Source organism: Janthinobacterium sp. PSPC3-1, assembly GCF_049896105.1.
Lineage (GTDB): Bacteria > Pseudomonadota > Gammaproteobacteria > Burkholderiales > Burkholderiaceae_D > Janthinobacterium.
In genome coordinates, this window is record NZ_JAFCTQ010000015.1 from 41,975 (window position 1) to 66,361 (window position 24,387).

General features: G+C 64.3%; 21 protein-coding genes. 11 read left to right on the forward strand and 10 right to left on the reverse strand.

Translation table 11 applies throughout. From position 1 onward, the window contains the following. Position 1 precedes the first annotated feature (1 nt). The 3 genes from ACP7B7_RS16845 to ACP7B7_RS16855 are packed head-to-tail and all read left to right on the forward strand — an operon-like array spanning position 2 to position 3,520. Entirely contained in the window at positions 2-1,546 is a 1,545-nt protein-coding gene (locus ACP7B7_RS16845) for an ATP-binding protein (RefSeq protein WP_426077398.1), read from the forward strand. A gap of 16 nt (positions 1,547-1,562) precedes the next feature. Then, positions 1,563-2,474, forward strand: a complete 912-nt coding sequence (locus tag ACP7B7_RS16850) for a cupin-like domain-containing protein (RefSeq protein WP_426077399.1) — start codon at positions 1,563-1,565, stop codon at positions 2,472-2,474. Between the two features lie 35 nt (positions 2,475-2,509). After that, entirely contained in the window at positions 2,510-3,520 is a 1,011-nt protein-coding gene (locus ACP7B7_RS16855) for an alpha/beta fold hydrolase (protein WP_426077400.1), read from the forward strand. A 194-nt stretch (positions 3,521-3,714) separates the two neighbouring features. Here ACP7B7_RS16855 and ACP7B7_RS16860 read toward each other — a convergent pair whose 3' ends face one another. Together ACP7B7_RS16860 and ACP7B7_RS16865 are read right to left on the reverse strand one after the other, a co-directional pair. Continuing rightward, entirely contained in the window at positions 3,715-4,932 is a 1,218-nt protein-coding gene (locus ACP7B7_RS16860) for an MFS transporter (protein WP_426077401.1), read from the reverse strand. 246 nt (positions 4,933-5,178) lie between these two features. Then, positions 5,179-6,186 carry an aldo/keto reductase gene (locus ACP7B7_RS16865; protein WP_426077402.1) on the reverse strand — a complete coding sequence of 336 codons (1,008 nt, stop codon included), beginning with the start codon at positions 6,184-6,186 and terminating at the stop codon, positions 5,179-5,181. A gap of 102 nt (positions 6,187-6,288) precedes the next feature. Between ACP7B7_RS16865 and ACP7B7_RS16870 the strand changes: the two genes are divergently transcribed. Beyond that, a complete protein-coding gene (locus ACP7B7_RS16870) occupies positions 6,289-7,206 on the forward strand; it encodes a LysR substrate-binding domain-containing protein (RefSeq protein ID WP_426077403.1) in 918 nt (305 codons plus the stop codon). A gap of 17 nt (positions 7,207-7,223) precedes the next feature. On the opposite strand, the gene ACP7B7_RS16875 is transcribed toward ACP7B7_RS16870, so the two are convergent. Continuing rightward, complete coding sequence (locus tag ACP7B7_RS16875; protein ID WP_426077404.1) at positions 7,224-7,601, reverse strand: c-type cytochrome; 378 nt, start codon at positions 7,599-7,601, stop codon at positions 7,224-7,226. 72 nt (positions 7,602-7,673) lie between these two features. Beyond that, positions 7,674-8,426, reverse strand: a complete 753-nt coding sequence (locus tag ACP7B7_RS16880; RefSeq protein WP_426077405.1) for an AraC family transcriptional regulator — start codon at positions 8,424-8,426, stop codon at positions 7,674-7,676. Between the two features lie 92 nt (positions 8,427-8,518). Here ACP7B7_RS16880 and ACP7B7_RS16885 point away from each other — a divergent pair, with 92 nt between their 5' ends. Continuing rightward, positions 8,519-9,433 (forward strand): NADP-dependent oxidoreductase, encoded by a 915-nt coding sequence (locus ACP7B7_RS16885; protein WP_308920973.1) that lies wholly within the window; start codon positions 8,519-8,521, stop codon positions 9,431-9,433. A gap of 21 nt (positions 9,434-9,454) precedes the next feature. On the opposite strand, the gene ACP7B7_RS16890 is transcribed toward ACP7B7_RS16885, so the two are convergent. Then, positions 9,455-9,940, reverse strand: coding sequence for a DUF6328 family protein (locus tag ACP7B7_RS16890; RefSeq protein WP_308920974.1), 486 nt, complete (start codon positions 9,938-9,940; stop codon positions 9,455-9,457). A gap of 76 nt (positions 9,941-10,016) precedes the next feature. After that, positions 10,017-10,748: a hypothetical protein gene (locus ACP7B7_RS16895; RefSeq protein WP_426077406.1), complete on the reverse strand. Its 732-nt coding sequence runs from the start codon at positions 10,746-10,748 to the stop codon at positions 10,017-10,019. 269 nt (positions 10,749-11,017) lie between these two features. Between ACP7B7_RS16895 and ACP7B7_RS16900 the strand changes: the two genes are divergently transcribed. After that, on the forward strand, positions 11,018-11,452 hold the full coding sequence (locus tag ACP7B7_RS16900) for a YidB family protein (protein WP_308920976.1): 435 nt from the start codon (positions 11,018-11,020) through the stop codon (positions 11,450-11,452). Here ACP7B7_RS16900 and ACP7B7_RS16905 read toward each other — a convergent pair whose 3' ends face one another. Next, the gene (locus tag ACP7B7_RS16905; protein ID WP_308920977.1) at positions 11,453-12,553 is read right to left on the reverse strand and encodes a LacI family DNA-binding transcriptional regulator; all 1,101 of its coding nucleotides are present in this window, start codon (positions 12,551-12,553) and stop codon (positions 11,453-11,455) included. It lies immediately after the preceding gene. Positions 12,554-12,723: 170 nt separating this feature from the next. Beyond that, complete coding sequence (locus ACP7B7_RS16910; protein ID WP_426077407.1) at positions 12,724-14,742, reverse strand: Ig-like domain-containing protein; 2,019 nt, start codon at positions 14,740-14,742, stop codon at positions 12,724-12,726. A 179-nt stretch (positions 14,743-14,921) separates the two neighbouring features. On the opposite strand from ACP7B7_RS16910, the gene ACP7B7_RS16915 reads away from it, so the two are divergent. The 4 genes from ACP7B7_RS16915 to ACP7B7_RS16930 all read left to right on the forward strand — a co-directional run bounded on the left by ACP7B7_RS16915 (position 14,922) and on the right by ACP7B7_RS16930 (position 19,019). Then, positions 14,922-16,172: an Hsp70 family protein gene (locus ACP7B7_RS16915; protein ID WP_308920979.1), complete on the forward strand. Its 1,251-nt coding sequence runs from the start codon at positions 14,922-14,924 to the stop codon at positions 16,170-16,172. A 119-nt stretch (positions 16,173-16,291) separates the two neighbouring features. Continuing rightward, complete coding sequence (locus ACP7B7_RS16920; protein WP_308920980.1) at positions 16,292-16,921, forward strand: 3'-5' exonuclease; 630 nt, start codon at positions 16,292-16,294, stop codon at positions 16,919-16,921. A 192-nt stretch (positions 16,922-17,113) separates the two neighbouring features. Beyond that, positions 17,114-18,493, forward strand: a complete 1,380-nt coding sequence (locus ACP7B7_RS16925) for a tetratricopeptide repeat protein (protein WP_426077408.1) — start codon at positions 17,114-17,116, stop codon at positions 18,491-18,493. Positions 18,494-18,557: 64 nt separating this feature from the next. Then, complete coding sequence (locus ACP7B7_RS16930; protein ID WP_426077409.1) at positions 18,558-19,019, forward strand: DUF6386 family protein; 462 nt, start codon at positions 18,558-18,560, stop codon at positions 19,017-19,019. On the opposite strand, the gene ACP7B7_RS16935 is transcribed toward ACP7B7_RS16930, so the two are convergent. Further along, on the reverse strand, positions 19,016-20,803 hold the full coding sequence (locus tag ACP7B7_RS16935) for a GGDEF domain-containing protein (protein ID WP_426077410.1): 1,788 nt from the start codon (positions 20,801-20,803) through the stop codon (positions 19,016-19,018). The genes ACP7B7_RS16930 and ACP7B7_RS16935 overlap by 4 nt on opposite strands. Before the next feature lie 429 nt (positions 20,804-21,232). Between ACP7B7_RS16935 and ACP7B7_RS16940 the strand changes: the two genes are divergently transcribed. After that, the gene (locus ACP7B7_RS16940; RefSeq protein WP_426077411.1) at positions 21,233-23,404 is read left to right on the forward strand and encodes a prolyl oligopeptidase family serine peptidase; all 2,172 of its coding nucleotides are present in this window, start codon (positions 21,233-21,235) and stop codon (positions 23,402-23,404) included. Positions 23,405-23,502: 98 nt separating this feature from the next. Here the strand turns inward: ACP7B7_RS16940 and ACP7B7_RS16945 are convergent, their stop codons facing one another. Beyond that, the gene (locus ACP7B7_RS16945) at positions 23,503-24,378 is read right to left on the reverse strand and encodes an STM4011 family radical SAM protein (RefSeq protein ID WP_426077412.1); all 876 of its coding nucleotides are present in this window, start codon (positions 24,376-24,378) and stop codon (positions 23,503-23,505) included. Positions 24,379-24,387 lie beyond the last annotated feature (9 nt).

Consider the following 24,387-nt stretch of genomic DNA (forward strand, 5'->3'; position numbering starts at 1 on the left):
CGTGACGTTCCTGCCTGACGCCGAGACCCTGTTCCAGCACGCCGCCTGCGGCTTGCTGCTGTGCGCCGACGACGGCACTATTCTCAAGGCGAACGCCACCTTCTGCGGCTGGCTCGGCTATGCCGAACACGAACTGGTCAGCAAGAAAAAACTGCAGGACCTCTTGAGCATCGGCGGGCGCGTGTTCCACCAGACCCACTGGCGCCCGCTGATGCAGATGCAGGGAAGCGTGGCCGAAGTGCTGCTCGACGTGCGCCAGCGCCAGGGCGACAAGCTGCCGATGCTGTTCAATGCCGTGCGGCGCGACCATGGCGGCGTGCGCTATGACGAAATCGCCGTGTTTGTCGCCACCGACCGCCGCAAGTACGAGCAGCATCTGCAACTGGCGCGCAGCGACGCCAGCGCCCTCAATGCCCGGCTGGCGCAAGCCGACCGGCGCAAGGACGAATTCCTGGCCACGCTGGCGCATGAGTTGCGCAATCCGCTGGCGCCCATGCGCAATGTGCTGGAAGTGCTGAACCTGGCGCAGCTCGACGACCCGCAGCTGCGCTGGGCGCGCGATGTGCTGGGGCGCCAGGTCAGCCACATGACCCACCTGGTCGACGACCTGATGGAAGTGTCGCGCATCACCCAGGGCCGCATGGAATTGCGCCGCCAGAGCGTGGAACTGGCGCCGGTGCTGGACATGGCGCTGCACAGCGTGGCCAGCCTGGCGGACAAGGCTGGCCATACGGTGCAGGTGGAGCAGCCCGACGAACCCATCTGGCTCGACGCCGACCCCACGCGGCTGTCGCAGATGATCGCCAACCTGCTGACCAATGCCGTCAAGTACACGCCGGCCCGGGGCCATATCTGGCTCGGCGTCGCGCGCAGTGCCGGCGAAGTCGTGATTACCGTGCGCGATTCCGGCATTGGCATCGCGCCCGAGCACCTGCTGACGGTGTTCGACATGTTTTCGCAGCTGGAACCGGCCCTGTCGCGCGCCCAGGGCGGGCTCGGCATCGGCCTGTCGCTGGTGCGTGGCCTTGCCCAGCTGCATGGCGGCAGCGTGAGCGCGCGCAGCGCCGGCGTGGGGCAGGGCAGCACATTCGAACTGCGCCTGCCGCTGCCGGCCGCGCCGCCGGTCGCCGCCGAACCGCCGGTCAGCCGCCAGTTGCAGGCAGGCACGCGGGTTGGCAAGGTACTCGTGATCGACGACAATGCGGACGCGGCCGACACGCTGGCGATGGCGCTCGAGATCCTCGGCTACGAAGTGGGCACGGTCTATGATGGCCCGTCCGGCATCACCCTGGCCGCCGCCTTCGCGCCCGATGTGGTGCTGCTCGATATCGGCCTGCCGCAGATGAACGGCTACGAGGTGGCGCGCCATCTGCGCGGCCAGCCTTGCGGCCGTGACGCCATTCTGGTGGCGGTGACCGGGTGGGGCCAGGACAAGGACCGCCAGCTGGCCTCGGACGCGGGCTTCGACCTGCACCTGACCAAGCCGGTCGACTTTGTCGAGCTCGATGCGGTATTGCAAAAGATGCTGGCCGCGAGGCCGGCCTGAATCACCTTTCAAGAATATGTCGACAGAAAAAACGCATTTGCAGCAACGCTTGCCACCGCGCAGTGCCATTCCCTCCACCCCCGAAGCAATGCTGGCCAAAAAGCAGGCGCGCGAACAGAAAGACGCGCAGGTGCGTGGCGTGCCGTCCATCGACGCCATGCGCGAGGCCATCAAGCGCGCCGCGCGCACCTTGCCGGCGATTACCGACGTGCCGCGCGTTGGCCCGCTGGACGCCGCCCGTTTCCGCGCGCTGGCCGCGCAAGGCCTGCCGTTCCTGATGACGGGCGTGGTGAAACGCTGGCCTTTGTGCCAGCTGACGCCGCAAACCCTGCGCGAACGCTACAGCCATTTGCCGGTGCGCGCGCGCGTGGGCGACTATATCAATACCGCGTTCGCGCCCGACCGGGCGATGCAGGACATGTCGATGCTGGACTACCTGGACCTGGTGGCGCAGGGTAGCCATGACTTGCCGCCCTACCTGGGCAACCTGGAATTGCGCGAACTGAACAGCCTGTGCCACTGGCCCGCGTATTTCGACAAGATCGGCCCGCCGCGCTACTGGCTGGGGCCGGCCGGCACCGTCACGCCGCTGCACTGCGACTATGACGACAATCTGTTCGCACAGATCTGGGGCAGCAAGCGCATCATTTTGTCGCCGCCGCATCATGACGAATTCCTGTATCCGCGCGAAGCGAACGCGATTTTGTTCGGCTCGCCGTTCGATCCCGAAGCGCCCGACTACGAACGCTTTCCGCTGGCGCGCCAAGCAAGCATGATCGAATGCCTGGTCGAAGCGGGCGACATGCTGTACGTGCCGGCCGGCTGGTACCACCAGGTCAGGTCGCTGGCGTTTTCGCTGTCGTCGAACCGCTGGGCCAGGGCCGTGCCGTTTGCCTTGCGCGGCGACGCCGGGTTCGACATCGGTTAGACTGGCTGTTCGCCATTTTCCGGGAGCACTCAACGATGCCGCGTCGTCTTACCACCCTGGCCAGCCTGCTGCTGGCCGCCGCCTTCTCGCCGGCCCATGCCGCCGCCACCTACGGGCCGGAGCTGCAGGGTTTCAGCTATCCGCACCCTGTCCAGTACTACAAGTTTGTCTCGCAGGGCGAGCAGTTGCAGATGGCCTATATGGACGTGGCGCCGACCGGAAAGGCCAATGGCAAGACGGCCGTGCTGATGCACGGCAAGAATTTTTGCGGCGCCACCTGGGACAGCCAGATCACGGCCTTGCGCGACGCCGGCTACCGCGTGATCGCGCCGGACCAGATCGGCTTTTGCGCGTCCAGCAAGCCGGCCCACTATCAATACACTTTCCAGCAGCTGGCGGCCAATACGGCCGGGCTGCTGAAACAGGCGGGCGTGACGCGCGCCGTGCTGGTGGCCCATTCGACGGGCGGCATGCTGGCCACGCGCTACGCACTGATGTACCCGCAGGCCGTGTCGCAGCTGGTGATGGTCAACCCGATCGGGCTGGAAGACTGGAAGGCGCTGGGCGTGCCGTACCGCACGGTCGACCAGTGGAACGAGCGCGAACTCAAACTGACGGCCGACAGCGTGCGTTCCTATGAAAAAGCGACCTATTACGGCGGGCGCTGGAAACCGGAATACGAACGCTGGGTCGACATGCTGGCCGGCCTGAACCAGGGACCGGGCAAGCAGCTGGTGGCCTGGAATTCGGCGCTGATCTACGACATGATCTTCACCCAGCCGGTGATTTACGAGTTTCCGAAATTGACGGTGCCCACCGTGCTGATGATCGGCGACGCCGACACCACCGCGATTGGCAGCGATATCGCCCCGCCCGAGGTCAAGGCAAAACTGGGCAAGTATGCGGTACTGGGCAAGGATGCCGCCGCCCTGATTCCCAGCAGCCGATTGATCGTGTTCCCGGGCATGGGCCATGCGCCGCAGATGGAAGAGCCGCAGGAGTTCAATCGGCAGTTGGTGGAGGCGATGGAGAGTGTCGCGCCGTAAATGATGCGTCGGTGGGACCAGGCTGAAGGCCGTAATCCGACAGCATTGCTGGCGCCACGGGTGGTGTCGGATTACGCGCAAGCGCTAATCCGACCTACGCCAAACCGTTGAAACGCGTAGGTCGGATTAGCGGGGCCGCAGGCCCAACGTAATCCGACAACATTGTTGACGCCACATGTTGTGCCTGAAACTGTTCAAGCCGGCTGCACGCCCGCCAGGTTGCGGCTGCGGTTTTCCACCATCACCGAAATGCCCAGCACCACGATGCCGCCGCAAGCCAGCAAGGCGCCGACCCAGCCGGTCGACTGCAGGCCCGCACCCATGGCGATCGCGATGCCGCCGGCCCAGGCGCCCAGGGCATTGGCGATATTGAAGGCCGAGTGGTTCAGGGCGGCGGCCACGGTCTGTGCGTCGCCGGCCACGTCCATCAGGCGGGTCTGTACGGCTGGCGCGACGGCGATGCCGGCGCCGATGGCGAACAGGTTGATCGCCGTCAGCCAGACATTGGTGGTGGTGTAGCTGAAGGCGATCAGGGCCACCACGTTCCACACCAGCACGCCGAAGATGGTCCATAGGCGCGAGCGGTCGGCCAGCCAGCCGCCGACCATGTTACCGACCGTCATGCCGATGCCGATCACGGCCAGCAGGATCGAGATCACCAGTGGCGACACCTTGGTGATTTCCGTCAGGGTTGGAGTAATGAAGGTGTAGACGGCGAACATGCCGCCGAAACCGATCGCCACCATCAGCAGGGTCAGCCACACTTGCAGGCGGCGGAAGACGCCCAGTTCACGGCGCGGGCTCGAATCGCCGGCCGCCACTTTCGGCACGAAAATGCGCATCATCAGCATGGTCAGCAGGCCCAGCGCGGCGACCAGCAAAAAGGCCGGGCGCCAGCCCATGGTCTGGCCGATATAGGTGGCCAGCGGCACGCCGAAGATATTGGCCACCGTCAGGCCCATCAGCACACGGGCGACGGCCTGGCCGCGCCGGTCCGGTTCGGCCATGGCCGCGGCCACCAGCGCCGCCACGCCGAAGAAGGCGCCGTGCGGGATGCCGGCCACGAAGCGGGCCACCACCAGCAAGCCGTAGTTGGGTGCGATCGCGCTCAGCAAGTTGCCGCCAGCGAACATCAGCATCAAGCAGATCAGCATCAGCCGGCGCGGCATGCGCGCGAGGAAGATCGTGATCAGCGGCGCGCCGACCACCACGCCCAGCGCATAGGCGCTGATCATATGACTCATTTCCGGCAGGGTGGTGCCCAGGTCATTCGCCACCACGGGCAGGATGCTCATGGAGGCGAATTCGCCGGTGCCGATCGCCAGGCCGCCGATGGCCAGGGCCAGGTCGGCATAGCCAGCGCCAAAAGGCGCATTAACGCGCGGTATGAATGAGTCTGCGGAAGCGTGCATGTTCTAAGGTTCGGTAAGGGGTGGAGACGGGAGGGAGTGGCGCGCCCGGGTTCTGGCTGCCACAAGCGTTATTGTATTGGATACGGGCCGGCTCTGCAGGCGGCGGTATAAAAATGCTGCGCCGCACACAACAGCTGGCCGGTATCAATACGGCGCCCGCCTGAAGCAGACCGGCGTGGTATTGAGTTGTTTGACAAGTTTGTTGTCATAAAGTCTGCTGCGGTGCAAACAGAGCCGTCACTTTTGTCAGCCAGGCAGTGGCGCGTTGGCGGCCACCAGTTGCTCGGCGCGCATCTCCTGCCAGAAGGCAGCGGGGATCACGCTGTTCAGTGCCGCCATGTCTTCGGCCAGGCGGCCAGGGCGGCTGGCGCCGGGAATCACGGCGGCCACGGCCGGGTTGGCCAGCGAGAATTGCAGGGCGGCGGCCTTGACGCTGACGCCATGGCGCGCGGCGATCGCCTTGATGCGTTCGACCTTGGCGATGATGTCGGGCGAGGCCTGCTGGTATTCGAAATGGCTGCCGCCGGCCAGGATGCCCGAGCTGTAGGGGCCGCCGACGACGATGTCGACGTTCTGCAGTGCCGCCTCCGGCATCAATCGCTGCAGAGCACGTTCATGGTCGAGCAGGGTGTAGCGGCCGGCCAGCAGGAAGCCGTCGGGCTGGGCTTCGGCCAGGCCCAGGGTCAGTTCCAGCGGTTCCACTTTGTTCACGCCGATGCCCCAGGCCTTGATCACCCCTTCTTCGCGCAGGCGGGTCAGCACGCGGAAGGCGCCGGTGCGGGCGATTTCGAATTGCGCCAGCCAGTTGTCGCCATGGAAGTCCTGGGCAATATCGTGCACCCAGACGATGTCGAGCCGGTCCGTATCGAGGCGTTTCAGACTGTCTTCGATCGAGCGCAGGGTGGCGTCGGCCGAATAGTCATCGACGATCTTGTTCGGGCGGCCGAATTCGAACAGCCCGCCTTTTTCGCCGAGTTCGCGGCTGGCCGGGTCTTCCACTTCGTCCAGGATCAATCGGCCGACCTTGGTGCTCAGCACATAGTCGTCGCGGCGGTGTTTTTTCAGGGCCGCGCCCAGGCGCAGTTCGGCCAGGCCGGCGCCATAGAACGGGGCGGTATCGAAGTAGCGGATGCCGCTGTCCCAAGCCGCGTCGACGGTAGCCAGCGCTTCGTCTTCGGGAATATTGCGGAACATATTGCCCAGCGGTGCAGTGCCAAAGCCCAGTTTGCCAGTCAGCAGGTGTTTGATGCTCATGATGTTTTCCTTGAAGGTGTTGGGTAGTGCAATCAGAATAGCTGGACAAGTTAAGCCCGTCCAAGACATAATTTGCGTAACTTAAGTCTTTGAAGGTCTGACATGCTTGACATCCGCCAGTTGCAATACTTCGTCGCCGTGGCCGAGGAAGAACACGTGGGGCGCGCCGCCGAGCGTTTGCATATTTCGCAGTCTCCGCTGAGCCGGCAGATCGCGCAACTGGAAGACAAACTGGGCTTGACCCTGTTCGAACGCAATGCCCAGCGCATCCGCCTGACGCGCGATGGCCGCACGTTCCTGGCCGAAACCCAGGCGTTCCTGACGCATGGCAACCGGCTCGAAGCGCTGGCCAGGCGGCTCGGCAGGGGCGACGAAGGCGGCCTGTGCATCGGCTATATCGAGAACGCCATGCATTCGGGCGTGCTGCCGGACGGCTTGCGGGCGCTGCGCCTGAGCCGGCCCGCCGTCCATGTCGCGCTCTACAATATGCATTCGGCGGAACAGGTGGAAGGCTTGCGCCAGCGCAGCCTCGATATCGCGCTGCTGTGCGAGCCGCCGCTGCCGGGCGACCCCGATCTCGATTGCGCACAAGTGCTGAGCGACCCGATGCTGTTGGCCATGCCGGAAACGCATGCGCTGGCGAGCAAGGAAACCCTGACGCCGGAAGACCTGGCGGGCCAGGAATGGATCGCCGTGCTGCACAAGGAAAGCGCGCTGAAACACGATCATTTCGTGGCCGCCTGCGCCCGCGCCGGTTTTACGCCCGATATCCGCATGGAAGCGACCGAACCCTTGACGGCCCTGGGGCTGGTGGCGGCGGGGCTGGGCATGGCCATGATCCAGCACAGCCTGCGCCAGCATGCGCCGGCGGGCGTGGTGCTGCGCGGCTTGCCGTGGTTTAACTATCGCACACCGCTGTGGGCCGCCTGGCACAAGGTCAACCTGCGTCCGTTGGTGGGCATCTTTCGTGCAACCTTGCTGGCGCAAGCCGGCGTCGACAGTGCGGCGGCCGAGGCCTGAACCGCCGTATGTCGATCTCAGCGGTTTTTTAAAATCACGCCGCTCATGTAGTCATTGAGATCGCGAAAATCCTTCACCTTCCAGGCGTAGGGCGCAATCTTGACGCCATTCTCTTTCAGCGTTCGTGGTATCAGGTCGCCATTCGGACGCAGTATCACCGACGAGACGATCACGCCCGGATAATCCTGCAGCCGTTTTTTGAAAGCGGATGTCGTCAGGTCGGGTGTGCGGGGAGTGCTTTTAGTCGCCAGGGGTCCCGTTCCCCTGATATCGGCGCCGTGGCATACGGCACATCGCTGTACATACAGATTTTTGCCGTTGAGATTCTCCGCGAACGATGGCGATGCGTTAATGAGCGATAAGATTCCCAGCGTGGCGATCAATACTGTTTTCATTGTTGTTAATTTCTGAATGCATTTCAATGGCCGCCATCCTACTTCCGGGCGCCCTGGCTTGCAAGAGCGGACTCATTGCCCAGCCGGCCCAAGGAATTGCGTCGGCGTCATGGCCGTGACCTGCCGGAAGGCGCTTGAAAACGCGGCCGTGCTGGAGAATCCGAACTCGGTGGATACGCGGGCGATCGGCGTGCCCCTGGCCAGGCTGTCCATCGCCTGCACGATGCGCGCCCGTTGCCGCCAGGCCTTGAAGGTCAGCCCGGTTTCTTTCGGGAACAGCCGGCTGACGCTGCGGACCGAGGTTGCCGCGCGAGCGCTCAGTTCATACAGGCCCAGCAATTGTTGCCGGTCGGTGAGCACAACCTCGGCCATGCGCCGCCCGACCGCGCTCGCCGGCAGCGGCAGGAACGTCGGCGCATGGGCCGTTTCGGTCAGCTCGTGCAACATCAATTTGACGATCAGCTCGGCTTTTGCCATGCCGATACCGTCCGCCATCGCCGCCGTGAGCAGGGAGCGCAGCAGCGGCGTGACGCGCAGCGCGAACGGCCGGTCGACGGCGATCGGGGGCGCCCACGCGCCGACCATCGCCGGCTGCCACTGCACCATCCACAATCGGGCATCGGACAGTACCTCCAGCCTGTGCGAGGTGCCCGCGGGTATCCAGACGGCCAGCTGCGAGGGCACCAGCCAGCGCCCTTCAGGCGTATGAATCTGCACCATGCCTGCGGCGGCATAGATCAGTTGCGCCTCGTCGTGGGCGTGCATGGGCAAACCCATGCCGCGCCGCTTGCTGCCGCGATGGATGGTGAAAGCGGGTTCCTGCATGGATTGGCCTTTGTGCGATGTGAGCAGGCGTTACATCGTGTAGCGCCTGGTCTACCATTGTCTTGTATCACCAAAACAAGTCAAGGATAAACATGAAAGCAATCATCATCAACGAATACGGCGACAACCACGTGGTGCAACTGGTGGACGCGGTTCGCCCCGAACCCAAGGCTGGGCAATTGCTGGTCAAGGTGCATGCGGCCGGCGTGAATCCGCTCGACTGGAAGATCCGCGATGGCGCGGGTCAGCGCATGGGCATGACCCTGCCGATCGGCCTGGGCAGCGAGATGGCCGGCACCGTCGAACAGCTGGGCGAGGGCGTCGGCGATTTGAAAGTGGGCGATGCCGTGTTTGGCATTATCCGCTCGGGCGGTTTTGCCGAGTATGCCATTGCCAGGGCCGGCGAGATGGCGCTCAAACCGCCCAACCTGGACTTCATCGAGGCGGCGGCCGTGCCGCTGGGCGCCCTGACGGCATGGCAGGCGATGTTCGGACTGGCCGGCTTGAAGCCTGGACAGCGCCTGTTCATCACCAACGCTTCGGGGGGAGTCGGCGCGCTGGCGGTGCAAATCGCCAAATCGATCGGCGCGCATGTCACGGCCATGGCATCGAGCGCGAACGAAGCGTATGTGCGCGGCCTGGGCGCCGACGCATTCGTCGGTCACGACCGGCAGCTGTTCGAGGACGTCGTGCGCGAGATGGATGTGGTGTTCGACACGGTCGGCGGCGACATTTTCCAGCGCGCCTTTGCGAGCCTAAAAAAGGGTGGTTTCATGGTGACGGCGGTCGCGTTTCCCCAGGATGAGGCGCGGCAGCATGGCGTCGGCGTGGCGCGCGTGTTGTGCAAGGCCGACGCCGCGCAGCTGGCGGCCATCCGCATGCTGGTGGAAGCGGGCCAGCTCAAGGCGAAAGTGGGCGCGGTACTGCCGCTTGGCCATATCCGCGAAGCGCTGGCGCTGGTGCGGGCGGGGAGTACGCGTGGCAAGGTGGTGCTGCAAATCGCCTGAGCTGCAGGCCTGGCCGCCAGCTCAGATCGTCGTGCGGTGCCGCAAGTACATTGGCATCCACCACCACATGGCCATGATCAGCGTGCCGATGATGGCGCAGGCGACGATGCCGGCCACCTGGCCGAACACTTCCGAGATGACCAGGTTGGTACCCAGGGTAAATGCGAAGGCCAGCGACAGGGCGCCGGCCATCATGATGCGGTCGGCCACGCGCTTGAAGCGCTCGCGGTCGTTCAGTGGCCGCATGATGCGGTGCTGGATGGCGGGCGCGCTCAGCAGCACCAGGCTGGTCATGGACAGGAAGAAGGTGGCCAGGAAGACGATTTTTTCCGCCTGCACGATTTTCGCAAAGCCGCCGTTGAATGGCAGGATGATCAGAAAGGCCGTGAGCATCTGCGCGCCGGGCAGCAGGATGCGCAGCTCGCTGAGCAGGTCGGACAGGTCGCCGCTGTCGCTCGCGTCCTGCTGTTCCTTCTGGTCCCGCTCGGTATCGATATTGTTGACCATGTTGCGACTATCCCGCTTGCTGTAAAAATGCCAGTCTAGGCCGGATCGCCGGCCCCGACTGTGGGCGTGCGCACATTCAGAACCATTGCCGCCAGCGCTGCGGCGTGCGCAAGGCGAATTCGCGCAGGCGCTGCAAGGGATTCGAGACCATCGCCTGCGCGCTCTGGCTGGCGTCGTGGCCGCAGTTGCCGCAGTAATGGCGCCGGTGCGCTTCCTGCGCGAAGTCGCCCAGGTCCAGGTGCGGATGGCCGCAGCGGCCACAGTCGCTGCAACCCAGCGGTGCACCTTGTTGTAGCGCCTGCACGTAGGCCAGCGCGGCCGGTGGCGTGATATTGATCTGCACCACAGACGGATGAAACAGGCCCGGCAAGGCACGGCAGTCGATCGCCAGCGCCATCGCGGTGCGTACCAGCAGGGCGCCGCCATCGTCGGACCTGGCCTGCAAGTGCAGCAGGCGATCGTCGCCCAGGCTCAGGCTGCTGGCGTGATGGCGGGCCGGATCGAACACTTCCGGGTACAGCAGATAGCCCATCGGGCTGTCATGCAGCTTGCATTGCCGCCGGCCGGACGCCTCCAGCTGCGCCAGGTCGGCGTTCACGCCCCAGTAGCACTGGTGGGTGCGGCACCACTGGCGTGGCGCGCCGTTGCGAAATTTGCCGGCGTCGACCAGCTCGCATTGCACGATGGCATCGCTTCCCGCACCGGCCTTGAAGTGCCCGGTGATGCTTTGCGTGGTGACGGCGATATGCCCCACCGTTGCTTGCAGGGGCCAGCTGATGCCGGGCAGGGTCAGGGGAGGCATCGCCATCAGCGTGCTTCCTTGGGGAGATTGAGCGGGGCCGGGAAAAAGGCGCCCGCCTGCCAGCGGCGATCAGCCCTGCGTTCCAGCAAGAGAAAGTCGGCGACGGTAGCGGCCATGGCGCATCCCCCAATGAAGTCGTGGCGAAAAAGGCCATCATAGTATTTTTTCAAGGGGTGTGGCGCACGGGCACGAGGAAAGGCGCCGCCGGACGCAGTACAATCATGCGGGGCAGGGACGTTCCCTGCCGCGCACATGGCTGACATAGGGAGAAAATCATGGGTTTGTTTGATCAACTGGCAGGACAGGCCATCGATATGCTGGGGAACAAGGGAGACGTGGCGGGCGCGGCGGCAGGAGGCCAGTCGGGCTTGCTGGCCAGCGTGATGGACTTGATCAACCAGCATGGCGGCTTGGCGGGCCTGCTGCAGAAATTCCAGGAAAGCGGCTTGCAGGACCAGGTGGCCAGCTGGATCGGCACGGGTGCGAACGCGTCGGTGTCGGGCGAGCAGGTGCAAGGGGCGCTCGGTGCGGACACCATCAGCCAGATCGCCGCGAAACTGGGCCTGCCGCAGGATGCGGCCTCGGGCGGCCTGGCGGCGCTGCTGCCGCAACTGATCGATCATCTGACGCCGAACGGCCAGGTGCCGGAAGGCAATGACCTGATGGCGCAGGGCTTGAATTTGCTGAAGGGCAAGTTTTTCGGACAATAATCAGGCGGCCCGCAGGCCCAGCTGCTGGCCCGGATAGCCGGGCTCGCCGCTAAGGCGGGCCGTGCTGCCTTCGATCAGGCAGGAAACATACTGCCGCCGTTCCGCCGCGCCGGGCCGCCGTTCCATCAACTGCAGCAGCATGGCGACGGCATCGGCGGCCATTTTTTGCGTCGGCTGGCGCAGGGTGGTGACGTCATAGCTGAGCCAGCCCGACGCCTCCAGCGCGTCGAAGCCGGCCACCGACATGTTCAACGGCACTTGTATGCCCAGCAAATGGCGTGCCGTGTCGAGGCAGCCGATGGCCATGATGTCGTTGCCGCAGATAACCGCGTCCGGCACCCGGCCCAGGCGGTCGATAATCTTGCGCAAGCCCTGGCCGCCGCTGGCGTAATCATAATTGCCGCTGACCACCACCGGCAACGGCAGGCCCAGTTCCAGCAAGCGCTCGACCATGCCGGACTTGCGTTCCTGGGCCGTGGTCGAGTCGCCGGGGCCGTCGATCATGGCGAACTGGCGGTGGCCGGCCTCGGCCAGGCGCGACACCAGCAGGCGCGCCGCCTCGGCCTGGTCGCACAGCACGGCATGCACGGCATGGCCGCGCGGGCAGCGGTTGTACAGCACCAGCGGCACTTCGCGCCGCGCGAATTCGGCCAATTGCTCGTCAGACAGCCAGGCCGCCACGATGGCGCCATCGACCTGGTATTGCCAGACATCGCACAAGACCTTGCCGACGTCGGCCTCGCGTTCCAGTGTAAACAGCAGCAAGCGCTTGCCCTGGCGCGCGATCTGCTCGCTCAGGTCGGACAGTACTTGAGGGTAATACAGATTGGCCAGGTTGGAGACGATCACGGCCACCAGGTTGGAGCGGCGCGTCGACAGGCTGCGCGCGGCCGCGTTCGGAATATAGTCGAGCGCGGTGGCCGCCTGCATCACCTTGGCGTGGGTGGTGGGCGAGACGCTGGCGCCCGGCTTGAAGCTGCGCGACACGGCCGATTGCGAGACGCCGGCCAGCAGCGCCACGTCATAGGAGGTGACCCGGCGCGCGGCGCCATCGACGGGGCCGCTGCCGGCCCGGCTTTCAACTGCAGTCTGTTTTCGCATGGGATCCTGGCTCGCCACCTGTCTCGGGTAGTCTTGCGGTCCTGGCCGCGCCAAGTGCGGGGCGGCCGGGTCGGACGGTGAGCATAGCGCAGAAGATTGCTTCTTGGCAAGACTGTTTCTTTTGTATACGGCAAAATTATTTTGCTGGCAAGAACCCTTGCCGGCGCCAGCTATTGCGCCGTATCGCAGGGCCCCGTGCCGTAGGGACTGGTCTGTCCCGGTGGCGGCACGCGGCGTGCGCTGAAATCCGTGGCCAGGGTGGGCAAGGTCAGCTCCGTGGTGGACGCCGCCTCCGTGCCGGCCACGCTGCCGCGCACGCTCAGGGCCAGTTGCACCCAGGAGCCGTAGTTGCGCGGATAGCTGATGGTGAGCGTGGCCAGGCCCAGCGCATCGGTCTGGCCGCTGGCCGTGACCGTCAAGGGGATGCCGGGGTCCAGCACGCCGTTGCCGTTGAGGTCGTAGGCCGCATCGAAGATGCCGTTGCGCAGCACGTCTTCATTGGCGCAGCTGTAGCGGGGCAGCGCCAGGCGCCAGGCGCCCGTGTCGGGGAACTCCTGCTTGTCCGCCTCCCACACATAATAGCCCTTGCCGTAACGGCTGGGCCAGCCGGCCGCCGTGATGGCCACGCCCGGCACGGCATTGCCGGCGCTGTCGGAAACAAACACGGCGATGTCCTTCTGCAGTACGCTGGCGGAATATTCGCGCACGTTGTTGCCGGTGCCAAACTTGATCGACAAGGCTTTCCTGGCCACCGTCAGGCGCACTTGCGCCGTCGCGGCGGCCTGGGTCGCGCCGGCGATGCTGGCCTGGATCAGCACGCCATCGCGCCCGCTGTCGGCCGGGCCGGCCACATACACGGTGCTTGCCAGGCCGTTTGATCCCGTCAAGATATGCCCCGCCTGGCGCAGGTAGCCGCCGCTGGGGTCGCTCAAAATGCTAAACACCACCGGCGCATGCTTGACCAGGTTATTCGCGGCGCCGTCGCGCACCACGGCGCTGAGGGTGGCGACATTGTCGCTGGCACCAGCCGCGTTCGCGCCCAGCACGGCGGGGTCGGCCTGCACGCCGAGCTTGCTGGCCGCGCTCAGCAAGGCGACGAATTCCAGCCGCGTTTGCGCAGTGGGTCCGCCGGCCACCGTCGCCGTGATGGTGGCCACGCCGGCATTGGCCGACTGCACATAGCTGCGCGGCAAGTTGCCATTGGTAAATGTCAGGCTGGACGGCAAGGCGACGCCGCAGGCGCTGTCGGCATATAAAGTGCCGCGCGAGGTCGACAGGCTGGCGCTGCCGGTCCGCGCCACGTCGTTGGACTCGTAGCGCACATCGATGGCCTCGCAGGCCATCGCCGGCACTTCCTGCAATATTTCCCCGCCGCCGGCATCCATGCCCACGGCGGGCGTCAGGCGCAGCTCGCCGCCGGCCACCGTGTAGGCGTGCGAGACGGTGGCGCCGAGGGCGCTGGCCGACACCGCGTTATTGCCCAAAGCGCCAGCGGCCAGGCGCAGCAGCAGCTGGCCTTGCGCATTGCTGAGCGCTGCCGCGCCATCCTTGACCGCCAGGCCGGCCGCGCCATTGCCCGCATAGCTGATGGTGGCGCCGCTGACGGGCTGGCGCGCCGAGTCGCGCACCGTCACCGTGAAGTCCGCTTGCTGGCCCAGGGTCAGCAGGCTGGGGCCGGCCAGCTCCACCGTGCTGCCCGTCACCGCCACCGTGCCGCTGCCGGCCTGGCTGCCGACCGTGGCCGTGACCTTGATGCTGCGATTGTTCTTGTCGCCGCCGGTGCCCAGCACGGCACGCGCCTGGCCGTTCTTGTCGGTGACGGCGTCGACACTGCCCAGGATGCCGGAGTCGGCGGCAAACGCGATCTTGGCGCCCGGCAGAGCCAGATTGGCGGCGTCCTTCACCAGCGCGGTAACGCTCACTTCGCTGCCGGCCACGCCGCTCGATGCCAGTTCGGCGCCGGAAAACACCAGCCGCACGGAACTGGCCAGGCTGGCCGGGTCGCTGGGGGTCACGGGCGTGGTAACTGGCGGTATCACCGGATCGGGCAGGGTGCCGCCGCAGCCCGCCGTGCTTTGCAAGGTGCAGCCGCTGGCGGGCTGGGTGTCGGCGGCGCCTCCGCCGCAAGCGCCCAGCAGTATCAAGATGGATAGTGGCAAGGCGCTTCGGATCAATCGGCTAGTGGTCACGGCGGTCTCCAGGAACGGTCTAGTTGCTCGAAGTCAATTTCCTAAGAGTAGCTTTTGCCCGTGCTTGCCTCTTGATGCAAAGCAAGCTTGCCCCGCAAGCGGGCAGCCACGCTTATTTTTCTGGTGAAAGAGACTGCTTTCTGGTAGCATGACGCCCCTTTATTCAGGGAAGGGTCGACATGGCCAATGCTTGCGGCGTCGATTTCGGTACGTCAAATTCCACGGTAGGCTGGGCGCGTCCCGGGCAGAGCACCATGCTCGGCCTGGAAGACGGCAAGACCACGCTGCCGTCGGTGGTGTTCTTCAATGCGGAAGACGAAGAAGTGAGCTTTGGCCGCGCCGCCCTGGCCGGCTACCTGGCCGGCTACGAAGGCCGCTTGATGCGCTCGCTGAAAAGCCTGCTAGGCACCAGCCTGATCGATGGCCAGACGGAAGTGGGCGGCCGCGCGATTCCGTTCCGCCTGCTGTTGTCGCAATTTATCGGCGAAGTCAAGAAACGCGCCGAGCAGTCGGCCGGCCGCGAATTTACCTCGGCCGTGTTTGGACGCCCCGTCTTCTTTATTGATGACAACGCCCAGGCCGACCAGCTGGCCCAGGACACCCTGGCCGAAGTGGCGCGCTCGGTCGGCTTCAAGGACGTGGCCTTCCAGTTCGAGCCGATCGCCGCCGCGTTCGATTACGAGTCGCAAATCGATCGTGAAGAGCTGGTGCTGATCGCCGACATCGGCGGCGGGACCTCGGACTTCTCGCTGGTGCGCCTGTCGCCCGAACGCGCCAAAAAGGCCGAGCGCCGTGACGATATCCTGGCCACCGGCGGCGTGCATATCGGCGGTACCGACTTCGATAAATACCTGAGCCTGTCGTCGGTAATGCCGCTGCTGGGCTATGGCAGCCGTTTGAACAACAATAGCGAAGTGCCATCCAGCTATTATTTCAACCTGGCCACATGGCATACCATCAACCTGGCCTACACCAAGAAGATCTGGGTGCAGCTGGCCGATGTGTGCCGCGATGCGCGCGAGCAAGATAAAGTAAAACGCCTGCAAAAGCTGATCGACGAGCGCGCCGGCCACTGGCTGGCGATGAAGGTCGAGGAAGGCAAGATCGCCCTGTCCGACGCGCAGGAAGTGCAGCTGGAGCTGGATCGCCTGTCGCCGGCGCAAAGCCTGCTGCTCAAGCGCGCCCAGTTCGACGAAGCCATCGGCCACCTGTGCGGCAGCGTGGAAGACACCGTGCTGCGTTTGCTGCGCGACGCGGGCGTGGCGCCGGAAGCGGTCGATACCGTGTTCTTCACGGGCGGCTCGAGCGGCGTGCGCCTGCTGCGCGAAAAAATCGCGGCCCTGGTGCCGTCGGCGCGCAAGGTGGAAGGCGATCTGTTCGGCAGTATTGGTGCCGGACTCGCGCTCGACGCGGTGCGCAAGTTCGGCTAATAAAATGCCCATGGCGGCGTTGCCGCGTCTTGCCGTACTATCGTACTGTCTGCGACGCGGCGCCTTGCCCTGAGCATTTTATTGATGTGCCCACTGCTGCACCTGAGAAAGCCCGCTACATGAATGTGTTTGAGCAACCGATCGTCATGATCGACTTTGAAACCACCGGTTTGTCGCCCGACATGGGCGACCGCATCACGGAAGTGGCGGCGCTGCGCATCGAGGGCGGGCGTATCACCGACCGCTTTGTGTCGCTGATCAACTGCAATGCACGCATTCCGTCGTTTATCACGGGCTTGACCGGGATTACCCAGGCGATGGTCGACAAGGCGCCGCCGGTGGCCGAGGTGGTGCCGCAGTTGCTGGACTTTATCGGCAGCGATGCCTTGTCGGCCCATAACGCCAGCTTCGATGAAAAATTCCTGCGCGCCGAAAGCGCCCGCCTGGACCTGGCACCAAAGCACCGCTCGCTGGTGTGTTCATTGAAACTGTCGCGCCGCGTGTTTCCAGGCCTGTCCAGCTACAAGCTGGGCCTGCTGTCCGGCCAGCTGGGCATCGCCTTCAAGAGCGCGGCCCACAGGGCCGAGTCCGATGCGGAAGTGGCCGCCCAGGTGCTGATCCATATCGGCCGCCATTTGCACAGCAATTACGGCATCGATGGCGTCGACGCCGAGCTGCTGGTGTCGCTGAACAAGCTGGCCGCCGCCAAGGTGCCGCAGTTTCTGCAGAAACATCCGCGCAAGCGTTAACTCAGCGCGCCGACCCTCGCAGCCCGCCTTCCAGGCGGGCTCGGCAATCGATATAATTTTATTATTGCCTTTGAGTTCGCTCAAGCCTGCCGGTTCCCCCGAATTTACAATTCACTGCATCAGCGATATTGCCGTTGCGGGCTGCCGTGCCTGGCCGCCTGGCGTGATGACAGGGCAATCGAGGGGGCGCACATGGACAAGCACCATACTGCCAGGGACAGCCACCAGGCCTATATCTGGTTCCGCACGGCGGCCGAGCAAGGCAATGCCTATGCGCAATTCAACCTGGGCTTGATGTATAAAAAAGGCGAGGGCGTCAGGCACGACGACGCGCGCGCCTTTATCTGGCTGCGCCTGGCCGCGCTGCAGGGGCTGGCGTTTGCGCAGAATCACCTGGGCGCCATGTATTACCACGGCCGCGGCGTGGCACAAAGCGACGAGGAGGCGGTGCAGTGGTTCCGCCGCGCGGCGGCGCAAGGCGACGCCTCGGCCCAGCAGAACCTGGGGCAGATGTACCGCAAGGGACGCGGCGTGCTGCAAAACGACGAGCTGGCGCTGGCCTGGTTCTACCGTGCGTCCGAGCAGGGCGTGGCCAGCGCCCAGTCGCTGCTGGGCGAGGCCTATGCGCGGGGGCTGGGCGCAAAACGCAACGATGCGCTGGCGCTGGCCTGGTTCCGCAAGGCCGCGCTGCAGGGCGACGCCCAGGCCCAGCTGAACCTGGGCCTGGTGTACAAGCGGGGCCAGGGCGTGATGCAAAGCGATACCCAGGCCGTGGCCTGGTTCCGCCAGGCGGCCGCGCAAGGCCTGGCCGTGGCGCAGCGCCAGCTGGGCGTGGCCTATGCCGAAGGCGTGGGCGTGGCGCTGGACCAGTTGCGCGCTTACGCCTGGCTGCTGCGGGCGGCCGAGCAGGACGATGCCGACGCCCAGTTCAACCTGGGCCTGATGCTGGCGCGCGGCCAGGGCGTTGACCAGGACGAGGCGCGCGCCGTGGCCTGGTACCGCCGTGCCGCCCGACAAGGCCACTGCTCGGCGCAATACAACCTGGGCGGCATGCTGGCCGGCGGGCGCGGCGTGGCGCGCAATGTGCGCGAGGCCGTCGAATGGTATCGCAAGGCGGCCGAGCAGGGCGCCGCCAACGCCCAGTTCAACCTGGGCGTGCTGTACGCCAACGGCGAGGGCGTGCCGCACGATCCGGCGCGCGCCGTGCGCTGGTACCGCAAGGCCGCCGACCAGGGCGACGCCAGCGCGCAAAACAACTTGGGCGTGATGTATGCGAACGGCCATGGCGTGCCGCAGGACGACGACATGGCCGTGCACTGGTATGCGCGCGCGGCCGAGCAGGGCCATGCGCTGGCCCAGTACAACCTGGGCGGCATGTACAACAGCGGGCGCGGCGTGCCGAAAGACCCCGTGCGTTCCTATATGTGGGTGGCGCTGGCGGCCGAGAGCGGCGACGCCACCGCCGGCGGGGCCGTCGCCGGCTATGCCCGCAAGCTGTCTACCGACGACCTGGGCCGGGCCCGCGCGCTGACCCGGCAATGGAAGCGCACGCGCGCTCCGGCGCCCGACTGAGCGGCGTGTTTTACCTCTCCCATGCCATACTCGTTCCTGGCAAAAATATGGAAGGGGCTGCGCCATGACCAGCGAGACCGGCGGCAACGCCGCACGCATCTGTACTTTCGTCACCGACACCGCCACCATGTGCGTGTTCGACGTGGCCGGCATGCGCCACAGATTGGCCGACGACGTCGACTGGTGGAGCATCCCCAGCGCCGAACTGGCGGAAGTCAATGCGGGCCATGTGGTGTTCCTGAACCTGGGCAGCGATGGCGCGTATGCCGTTGAGCTGGCCGATGATCTTGCTGATCCTCAGGTGAGCGTCAACCTGAAGGTGGAGTCGGGCCGCGTGTTCATTGGCGCGGCCGAGGAAGTGACGGCCGATGGCCTGGAGCCGGAAGCGGTGTTCGGCGGCATGTTCGTGCAGCTGGCGCCGGGCAACTACCGCGTGCTGGCGCGCCGCAAGGATGGCCGCATTGTCCTGGCCTTCCTGCCTGGCGACCGCGGCGACAATGGCTTTACCGGGCTGGTGCGGATTTAAGCGGCGTCCGGGCGCGGCGCCGCCGCTTGTCGCCGGTCCAGGAACAGGCTGTTGCCATGGATTTTCTTGGCTTGCCGCTTGGCTTCCGCCGCCTGCGTGGCGATCTGGTGGTGGGTGTAATACTGGTGCGCCGAGACCTTGATCACGCCCAGCGACAGGCTGATCAATGAATAAAACACTTTTTTCCCCTGCCGGTCTTCGCTGATATAGCCGCCGCGCTCGCAGTCGTCCACGCTGTAGAAGGCCAGGATGGCGGCCGCGAAGTCGTCCAGCATGGCCTGGCAGCGGGTCTCCCAGTCTTCGCTCTGGAACAGGATCATGAAATCGTCGCCGCCGATATGGCCGATGAAGTCGCGGTTGGCATCGCAATGGCTGCTGAGGATTTCACCGGTCAGCTGGATCACGTCGTCGCCCTTGCGGTAGCCGTACACGTCGTTGAAGGGCTTGAAATGGTCGAGGTCGCAATAGCAGACCCAGAAGCGGCTGCCGCTGTGCAGCAAACGGTCGATATGCTCGTTGATCGGCACATTGCCGGGCAATTGCGTGAGCGGATTGGCGTAGCGGGCCGCATTGATCTGCATCTGCGTGATTTCGCGCATCAGGTCGTGGCCCGTGCCCATGCCCATGTAGCGGCCGTGCTCGGTGATAATGAAACCGTTGTACAGATGATGGGCGTCCGACTGCGCCATGATGTAGCTCAGTTCCTGCAAGCTCGTTTCATGGTCGGCGATCAGGGGCTTGGCGTCCATGAACACGCTGCACGATTTCTTGCCATACAGTTCGCGCTGATACGGGCGGGCAAAATGGTCGATCATGTCGAAGCGGCTGATCAGGCCCAGCGGTACGCCGTCGTCCACCACGGGGATGATCATGAGCTTGGGTTCCTTCATGAAAATCTCGTACACCTCGTTGTTGTTCCTGGCCGTCGAGATCGATGACACGCGGTGCAGCAGCTTGCGGATGCTGGCGCCATTCTTTTCCAAACTGCTGCGCTGCGGATACACGGCCACGCCGTTGCGCCCCAGCGCCTGCACCACTTCGGCCGGCAGCGCGCGCGCCGGCATGGCGTTGGGCCGGCCCAGATGGTAGCCCTGGCCGAACGCCACGCCCAGGTCGCGCAAGACCAGCAATTCCGTCTGTGCCTCAATGCCCTCGGCGATCACCAGGGTGCCGGACTTTTCCGCGATCTCCTGGATCGAGCGCACGAACTGCAGTTTCACGGGGTCGTTATTGATGCCCTGGATAAAATGCATGTCGATCTTGACATATTCCGGCCGCAGCTCCGACCACAGGCGCAGGCTGGAAAAACCTTCGCCCAGGTCGTCGATGGCGATCTGGAAGCCCATGTTACGGTAATGCAGCACGGCTTCGCGCATCAGCTCGTAATCATAAGTGGGCTGGTTTTCCGTCAGTTCGATGATCACCCGTTCCGGGTTGATGCCGATCTGCTCGATGTATTCCAGGGTTTCACCGTGGCGCGCATTGCGCAGCAACAGGCATTCCGGGCTGACATTGAGAAACAGCTTGCCTGGCAGATTCAATTCCGCGAAGCGTTCCAGCACCACCTGCCGGCACAGATGCTCGACCTCCAGGGTCAGGCCGCAGGCGCGCGCCACCTTGAACAGATTCATGGGCGCATGCAGGGGGCTGTCGGACGGTCCGCGTATCAGGCCCTCGTAGCCGATGATGTTGCCGCTGGCCATCTGGATAATCGGCTGGAACAGGGCGCTGAGCTTGCGCCCGGCCAGGATATCGTGCAATACATCGGCGGCTTCGACTGTCATGGGGAGCGGGGACGATGCCGGCGGTTTCAAATAGGCCACATTCGCAGGCAGCGCTGAGTCCGGGGCGGACATGGCGGAAGAAAGAGCGAATGTGTGCATGGCGAAAGGTGGTGCGTGATAGTGGCACGGCCACCGGACGGGCCATGATCATGTTGCCTATAGTAAATATGTTTTATGACCGCTTGATGAAATGCGAGCGCTTCTGACAATATTTCTTTACTGGCGATTAACAGTGCGTGATTTTCCGTAGCACGCAATAAACGGCTTTTTGAGCCGTAGTATCCTGAAATTCTCCAAATAAAAAATGGAGAAACGCCGGTATAACTGTGCATTAAAAACTGCGATACGCGCTATGATTTATGTTGGCGAAAGTCAACATGGGCAGCCGCAGGCTTGCTTCCTTAGACATCTACAATGAGACATCTCCCCATGCAATTACGTAGTGCAACCCTCGTATTCAGTTTGCTGGCCGCCTTCGGTGGCAATGCCCTGGCACAGACCTGCCCGGCTGGCGACAGCCCGGCCGTGACCTACCCGGTCACCAAGAAAGTCGACCAGCAGGACAGCTATTTCGGCACCACCATCGCCGACCCGTACCGCTGGCTGGAAGACGCCAACAGCGCCGAGACGCATGACTGGGTGGTGGAACAGAACAAGCTGACCCAATCCTACCTGGGCACGATTCCCGAACGCGAAGCGATCAAGCAGCGCCTGACGAAACTGTGGAACTACGAGCGTTTCAGCACGCCAAGCAAGCAGGGCGGCCGCTACTTCTACACGCGCAACGATGGCTTGCAAAACCAGGCCGTGCTGTACACGGTGAGGAAACTGACTGACGAGCCGCGCCTGCTGCTGGATCCGAACACCCTGTCGGCTGACGGCACGGTGGCGCTGGCCGGCACCTCGATCAGCCCGAACGGCAAGTTCCTGGCCTATGCGACGGCCGCCTCCGGTTCCGACTGGAACGAGTGGAAAGTGCGCGATATCGATACCGGCAAGGATTTGACGGACGAAATCAAATGGGCCAAGTTCTCGGGCGCATCGTGGACCAAGGACAATACGGGCTTCTTCTACAGCCGCTACGACGCGCCGAAGGAAGCCACCAAGCTGGCCGATATCAATTATTTCCAGAAACTGTACTTCCACAAACTGGGCACGCCGCAAAGCGCCGACGTGCTGGTGTTCGACCGTCCCGACCAGAAAGAATGGGCGTTCGGCGGCAGCAAGGTCAGCGATGACGGCAACTACCTGATCATCACCGCCACGCAGGGCACCGAGCGCAAGAATCGCATTTTCTACAAGGATCTGCGCCAGAAGAGCGCCAAGGTCGTCGGCCTGCTGGAAGAATTCGACGCCTCGTACTCGTTTATCGACAATGTCGGCCCCGTGTTCTACTTCGCCACCGACAACAAGGCGCCGAAGTCGCGCGTGATCGCCATCGATATCCGCAAGCCTGCCGTGGCTGACTGGAAAGAAATCGTGCCGCAGAGCGAGCAGACCCTGGTCTCGGCCAATATCCTGAACAACCAGCTGGTGCTCGACTACCTGAAGGATGCGCAGACCCAGATCACCATCACCGACCTGAACGGCAAGCTGGTGCGCGCAGTGGAATTGCCTGGCATCGGTTCGGCGGGCGGCTTCGGCGGCAAGCGCCAGGATACGGAAACGTTTTACTCCTACACCAGTTTCACCACGCCGGCCACCATCTACCGCTATGACATGAAGACGGGCAAGAGCACGGTGTATCGCCAGCCGAAGGTCGATTTCGACCCGAACGCGTTTGACGTGCGCCAGCAGTTCTTCACCAGCCGCGACGGCACCAAGGTGCCGATGTTTATCGTCTCGAAAAAAGGCATGAAGCTGGACGGCTCCAATCCGACCTATCTGTACGGCTATGGCGGCTTCAATATTTCGCTCACGCCGGCATTCTCGGTGGCGAATCTTGCCTGGGTCGAAATGGGCGGCGTCTACGTGATGGCCAACCTGCGCGGCGGCGGCGAATACGGCGAAGCCTGGCACCAGGCCGGCACCAAGCTGAACAAGCAAAACGTGTTCGACGACTTTATCGGCGCGGCCGAATGGCTGGTGGCCAACAAGGTCACCTCGCCGGCAAAACTGGCTATCGGCGGCGGCAGCAATGGCGGCCTGCTGGTCGGCGCGGCCATGACGCAGCGTCCGGACCTTTTTGCCGCGGCGATCCCGCAAGTGGGCGTGCTTGACATGCTGCGCTTCCACAAGTTCACCGTGGGCTGGGGCTGGGTGCCTGACTACGGCTCGTCGGACGATGCCGAACAGTTCAAGGCGCTGGTGAAATATTCGCCATTGCACAACCTGAAAGCAGGCGGCTGCTACCCGGCCACCATGATCACCACCGCCGACCATGACGACCGCGTGGTGCCCGCCCACAGCTTCAAGTTCGCCGCCGCCGCCCAGGCAGCGCAAGGCGGCGCTGCCCCCGTGCTGATCCGCATCGACAGCAAGGCCGGCCACGGCGCCGGCAAGCCGACCGCCAAGCAGATCGAGGAAGTGGCGGATCGCTGGGGCTTTTTGAGCAAGGCATTGAAAATGACGCCAGAGCCGGCGAAAGTGGCAGCACAGTAAGAAGCGCAGGTCGGATTAGCGGGGCGCAGCCCCGCGTAATCCGACAACATTGTTGGCGTTGATTAGCGCCTCTGGTGGTGTCGGATTACGCGCAAGCGCTAATCCGACCTACGGTCACACGGCGACATGGTCACAATCCTGGCCAATACACCGTCCCCAAACACCGTCTGAAACGGCAAATCCTTGCGCTGCGCATAGCCGATATAGCAGTCGCACTTGAAACGCGGGCAGCTGCGTTCCTGCAGCATGTCGGCCAGATTATCCTGATACAGATTCCCCAGCCGCTCCGGCAAAAAATGGCAGCGCGCCAGCTCGCCGTCGCCGTCGACCGACAGCGCCGTCTCGCCGGCGTAGCATCCCTTGCCGCGTGACGGCGCCGGGCGGCGGTTCTGCAAAAACCACGGATCGATGGCATCGAGCCATTCCAGGTCCTCGGCGCTGTAGTAGCCGGGGCCGCGCCGGTCATAGGCATTCAGCCATAAATAGACGTGTTCTGGCAGCGCCGCGCGCAGCGCTTGAATGGCGTCGTAGTGTGCATGCAGCGCCACCACCCCGACCGAATAGCGCACGCCCATGGCGTCCAGCCGCGCGCAGCGTTCGACAAAGCGCGCGATTGTCGTCTGGCCCGGGTGATAGGTGCACCACAGGCCGATCTTGGCGCGGCTGGCAGCATGCATCTCGCTCAGCCACGCAAGCGGGCCGGCCAGGTTGGTCTGCAGCGCCACCTGCCGCACATGGGGCAGGGCCGCCAGCGCCTGCATGGCGCTGCGGTAATGGCGCCGCACCAGCGCTTCGCCCCACGGCGTAAACAGCACGCTGATGGCGCGCGTCTGCCGCGCCACCCAGCCGGTAAAGCGGGCCACTTCCCGCGCATCGCGCGCCAGCACGGCGCGGCTGTCCTGCTTCTTGGCGAAGGGGCAGTAGGCGCAGGCGTAGTTGCAGCTCGATAGCGTACCCCTGTATAAGAGGGACAAGCTTCCGGG

Coding starts and splice junctions, on each gene's coding strand:
- ACP7B7_RS16935 (WP_426077410.1), bottom strand. CDS start 20,803: ATGACAGTCGAAGCCGCCGATGTATTGCACGATATCCTGGCCGGGCGC.
- ACP7B7_RS16915 (WP_308920979.1), top strand. CDS start 14,922: ATGGCCAATGCTTGCGGCGTCGATTTCGGTACGTCAAATTCCACGGTA.
- ACP7B7_RS16925 (WP_426077408.1), top strand. CDS start 17,114: ATGGACAAGCACCATACTGCCAGGGACAGCCACCAGGCCTATATCTGG.
- ACP7B7_RS16865 (WP_426077402.1), bottom strand. CDS start 6,186: ATGAGCATCAAACACCTGCTGACTGGCAAACTGGGCTTTGGCACTGCA.
- ACP7B7_RS16885 (WP_308920973.1), top strand. CDS start 8,519: ATGAAAGCAATCATCATCAACGAATACGGCGACAACCACGTGGTGCAA.
- ACP7B7_RS16890 (WP_308920974.1), bottom strand. CDS start 9,940: ATGGTCAACAATATCGATACCGAGCGGGACCAGAAGGAACAGCAGGAC.
- ACP7B7_RS16940 (WP_426077411.1), top strand. CDS start 21,233: ATGCAATTACGTAGTGCAACCCTCGTATTCAGTTTGCTGGCCGCCTTC.
- ACP7B7_RS16900 (WP_308920976.1), top strand. CDS start 11,018: ATGGGTTTGTTTGATCAACTGGCAGGACAGGCCATCGATATGCTGGGG.
- ACP7B7_RS16850 (WP_426077399.1), top strand. CDS start 1,563: ATGTCGACAGAAAAAACGCATTTGCAGCAACGCTTGCCACCGCGCAGT.
- ACP7B7_RS16920 (WP_308920980.1), top strand. CDS start 16,292: ATGAATGTGTTTGAGCAACCGATCGTCATGATCGACTTTGAAACCACC.
- ACP7B7_RS16895 (WP_426077406.1), bottom strand. CDS start 10,748: ATGGCGATGCCTCCCCTGACCCTGCCCGGCATCAGCTGGCCCCTGCAA.
- ACP7B7_RS16930 (WP_426077409.1), top strand. CDS start 18,558: ATGACCAGCGAGACCGGCGGCAACGCCGCACGCATCTGTACTTTCGTC.
- ACP7B7_RS16905 (WP_308920977.1), bottom strand. CDS start 12,553: ATGCGAAAACAGACTGCAGTTGAAAGCCGGGCCGGCAGCGGCCCCGTC.
- ACP7B7_RS16855 (WP_426077400.1), top strand. CDS start 2,510: ATGCCGCGTCGTCTTACCACCCTGGCCAGCCTGCTGCTGGCCGCCGCC.
- ACP7B7_RS16875 (WP_426077404.1), bottom strand. CDS start 7,601: ATGAAAACAGTATTGATCGCCACGCTGGGAATCTTATCGCTCATTAAC.
- ACP7B7_RS16880 (WP_426077405.1), bottom strand. CDS start 8,426: ATGCAGGAACCCGCTTTCACCATCCATCGCGGCAGCAAGCGGCGCGGC.
- ACP7B7_RS16870 (WP_426077403.1), top strand. CDS start 6,289: ATGCTTGACATCCGCCAGTTGCAATACTTCGTCGCCGTGGCCGAGGAA.
- ACP7B7_RS16860 (WP_426077401.1), bottom strand. CDS start 4,932: ATGCACGCTTCCGCAGACTCATTCATACCGCGCGTTAATGCGCCTTTT.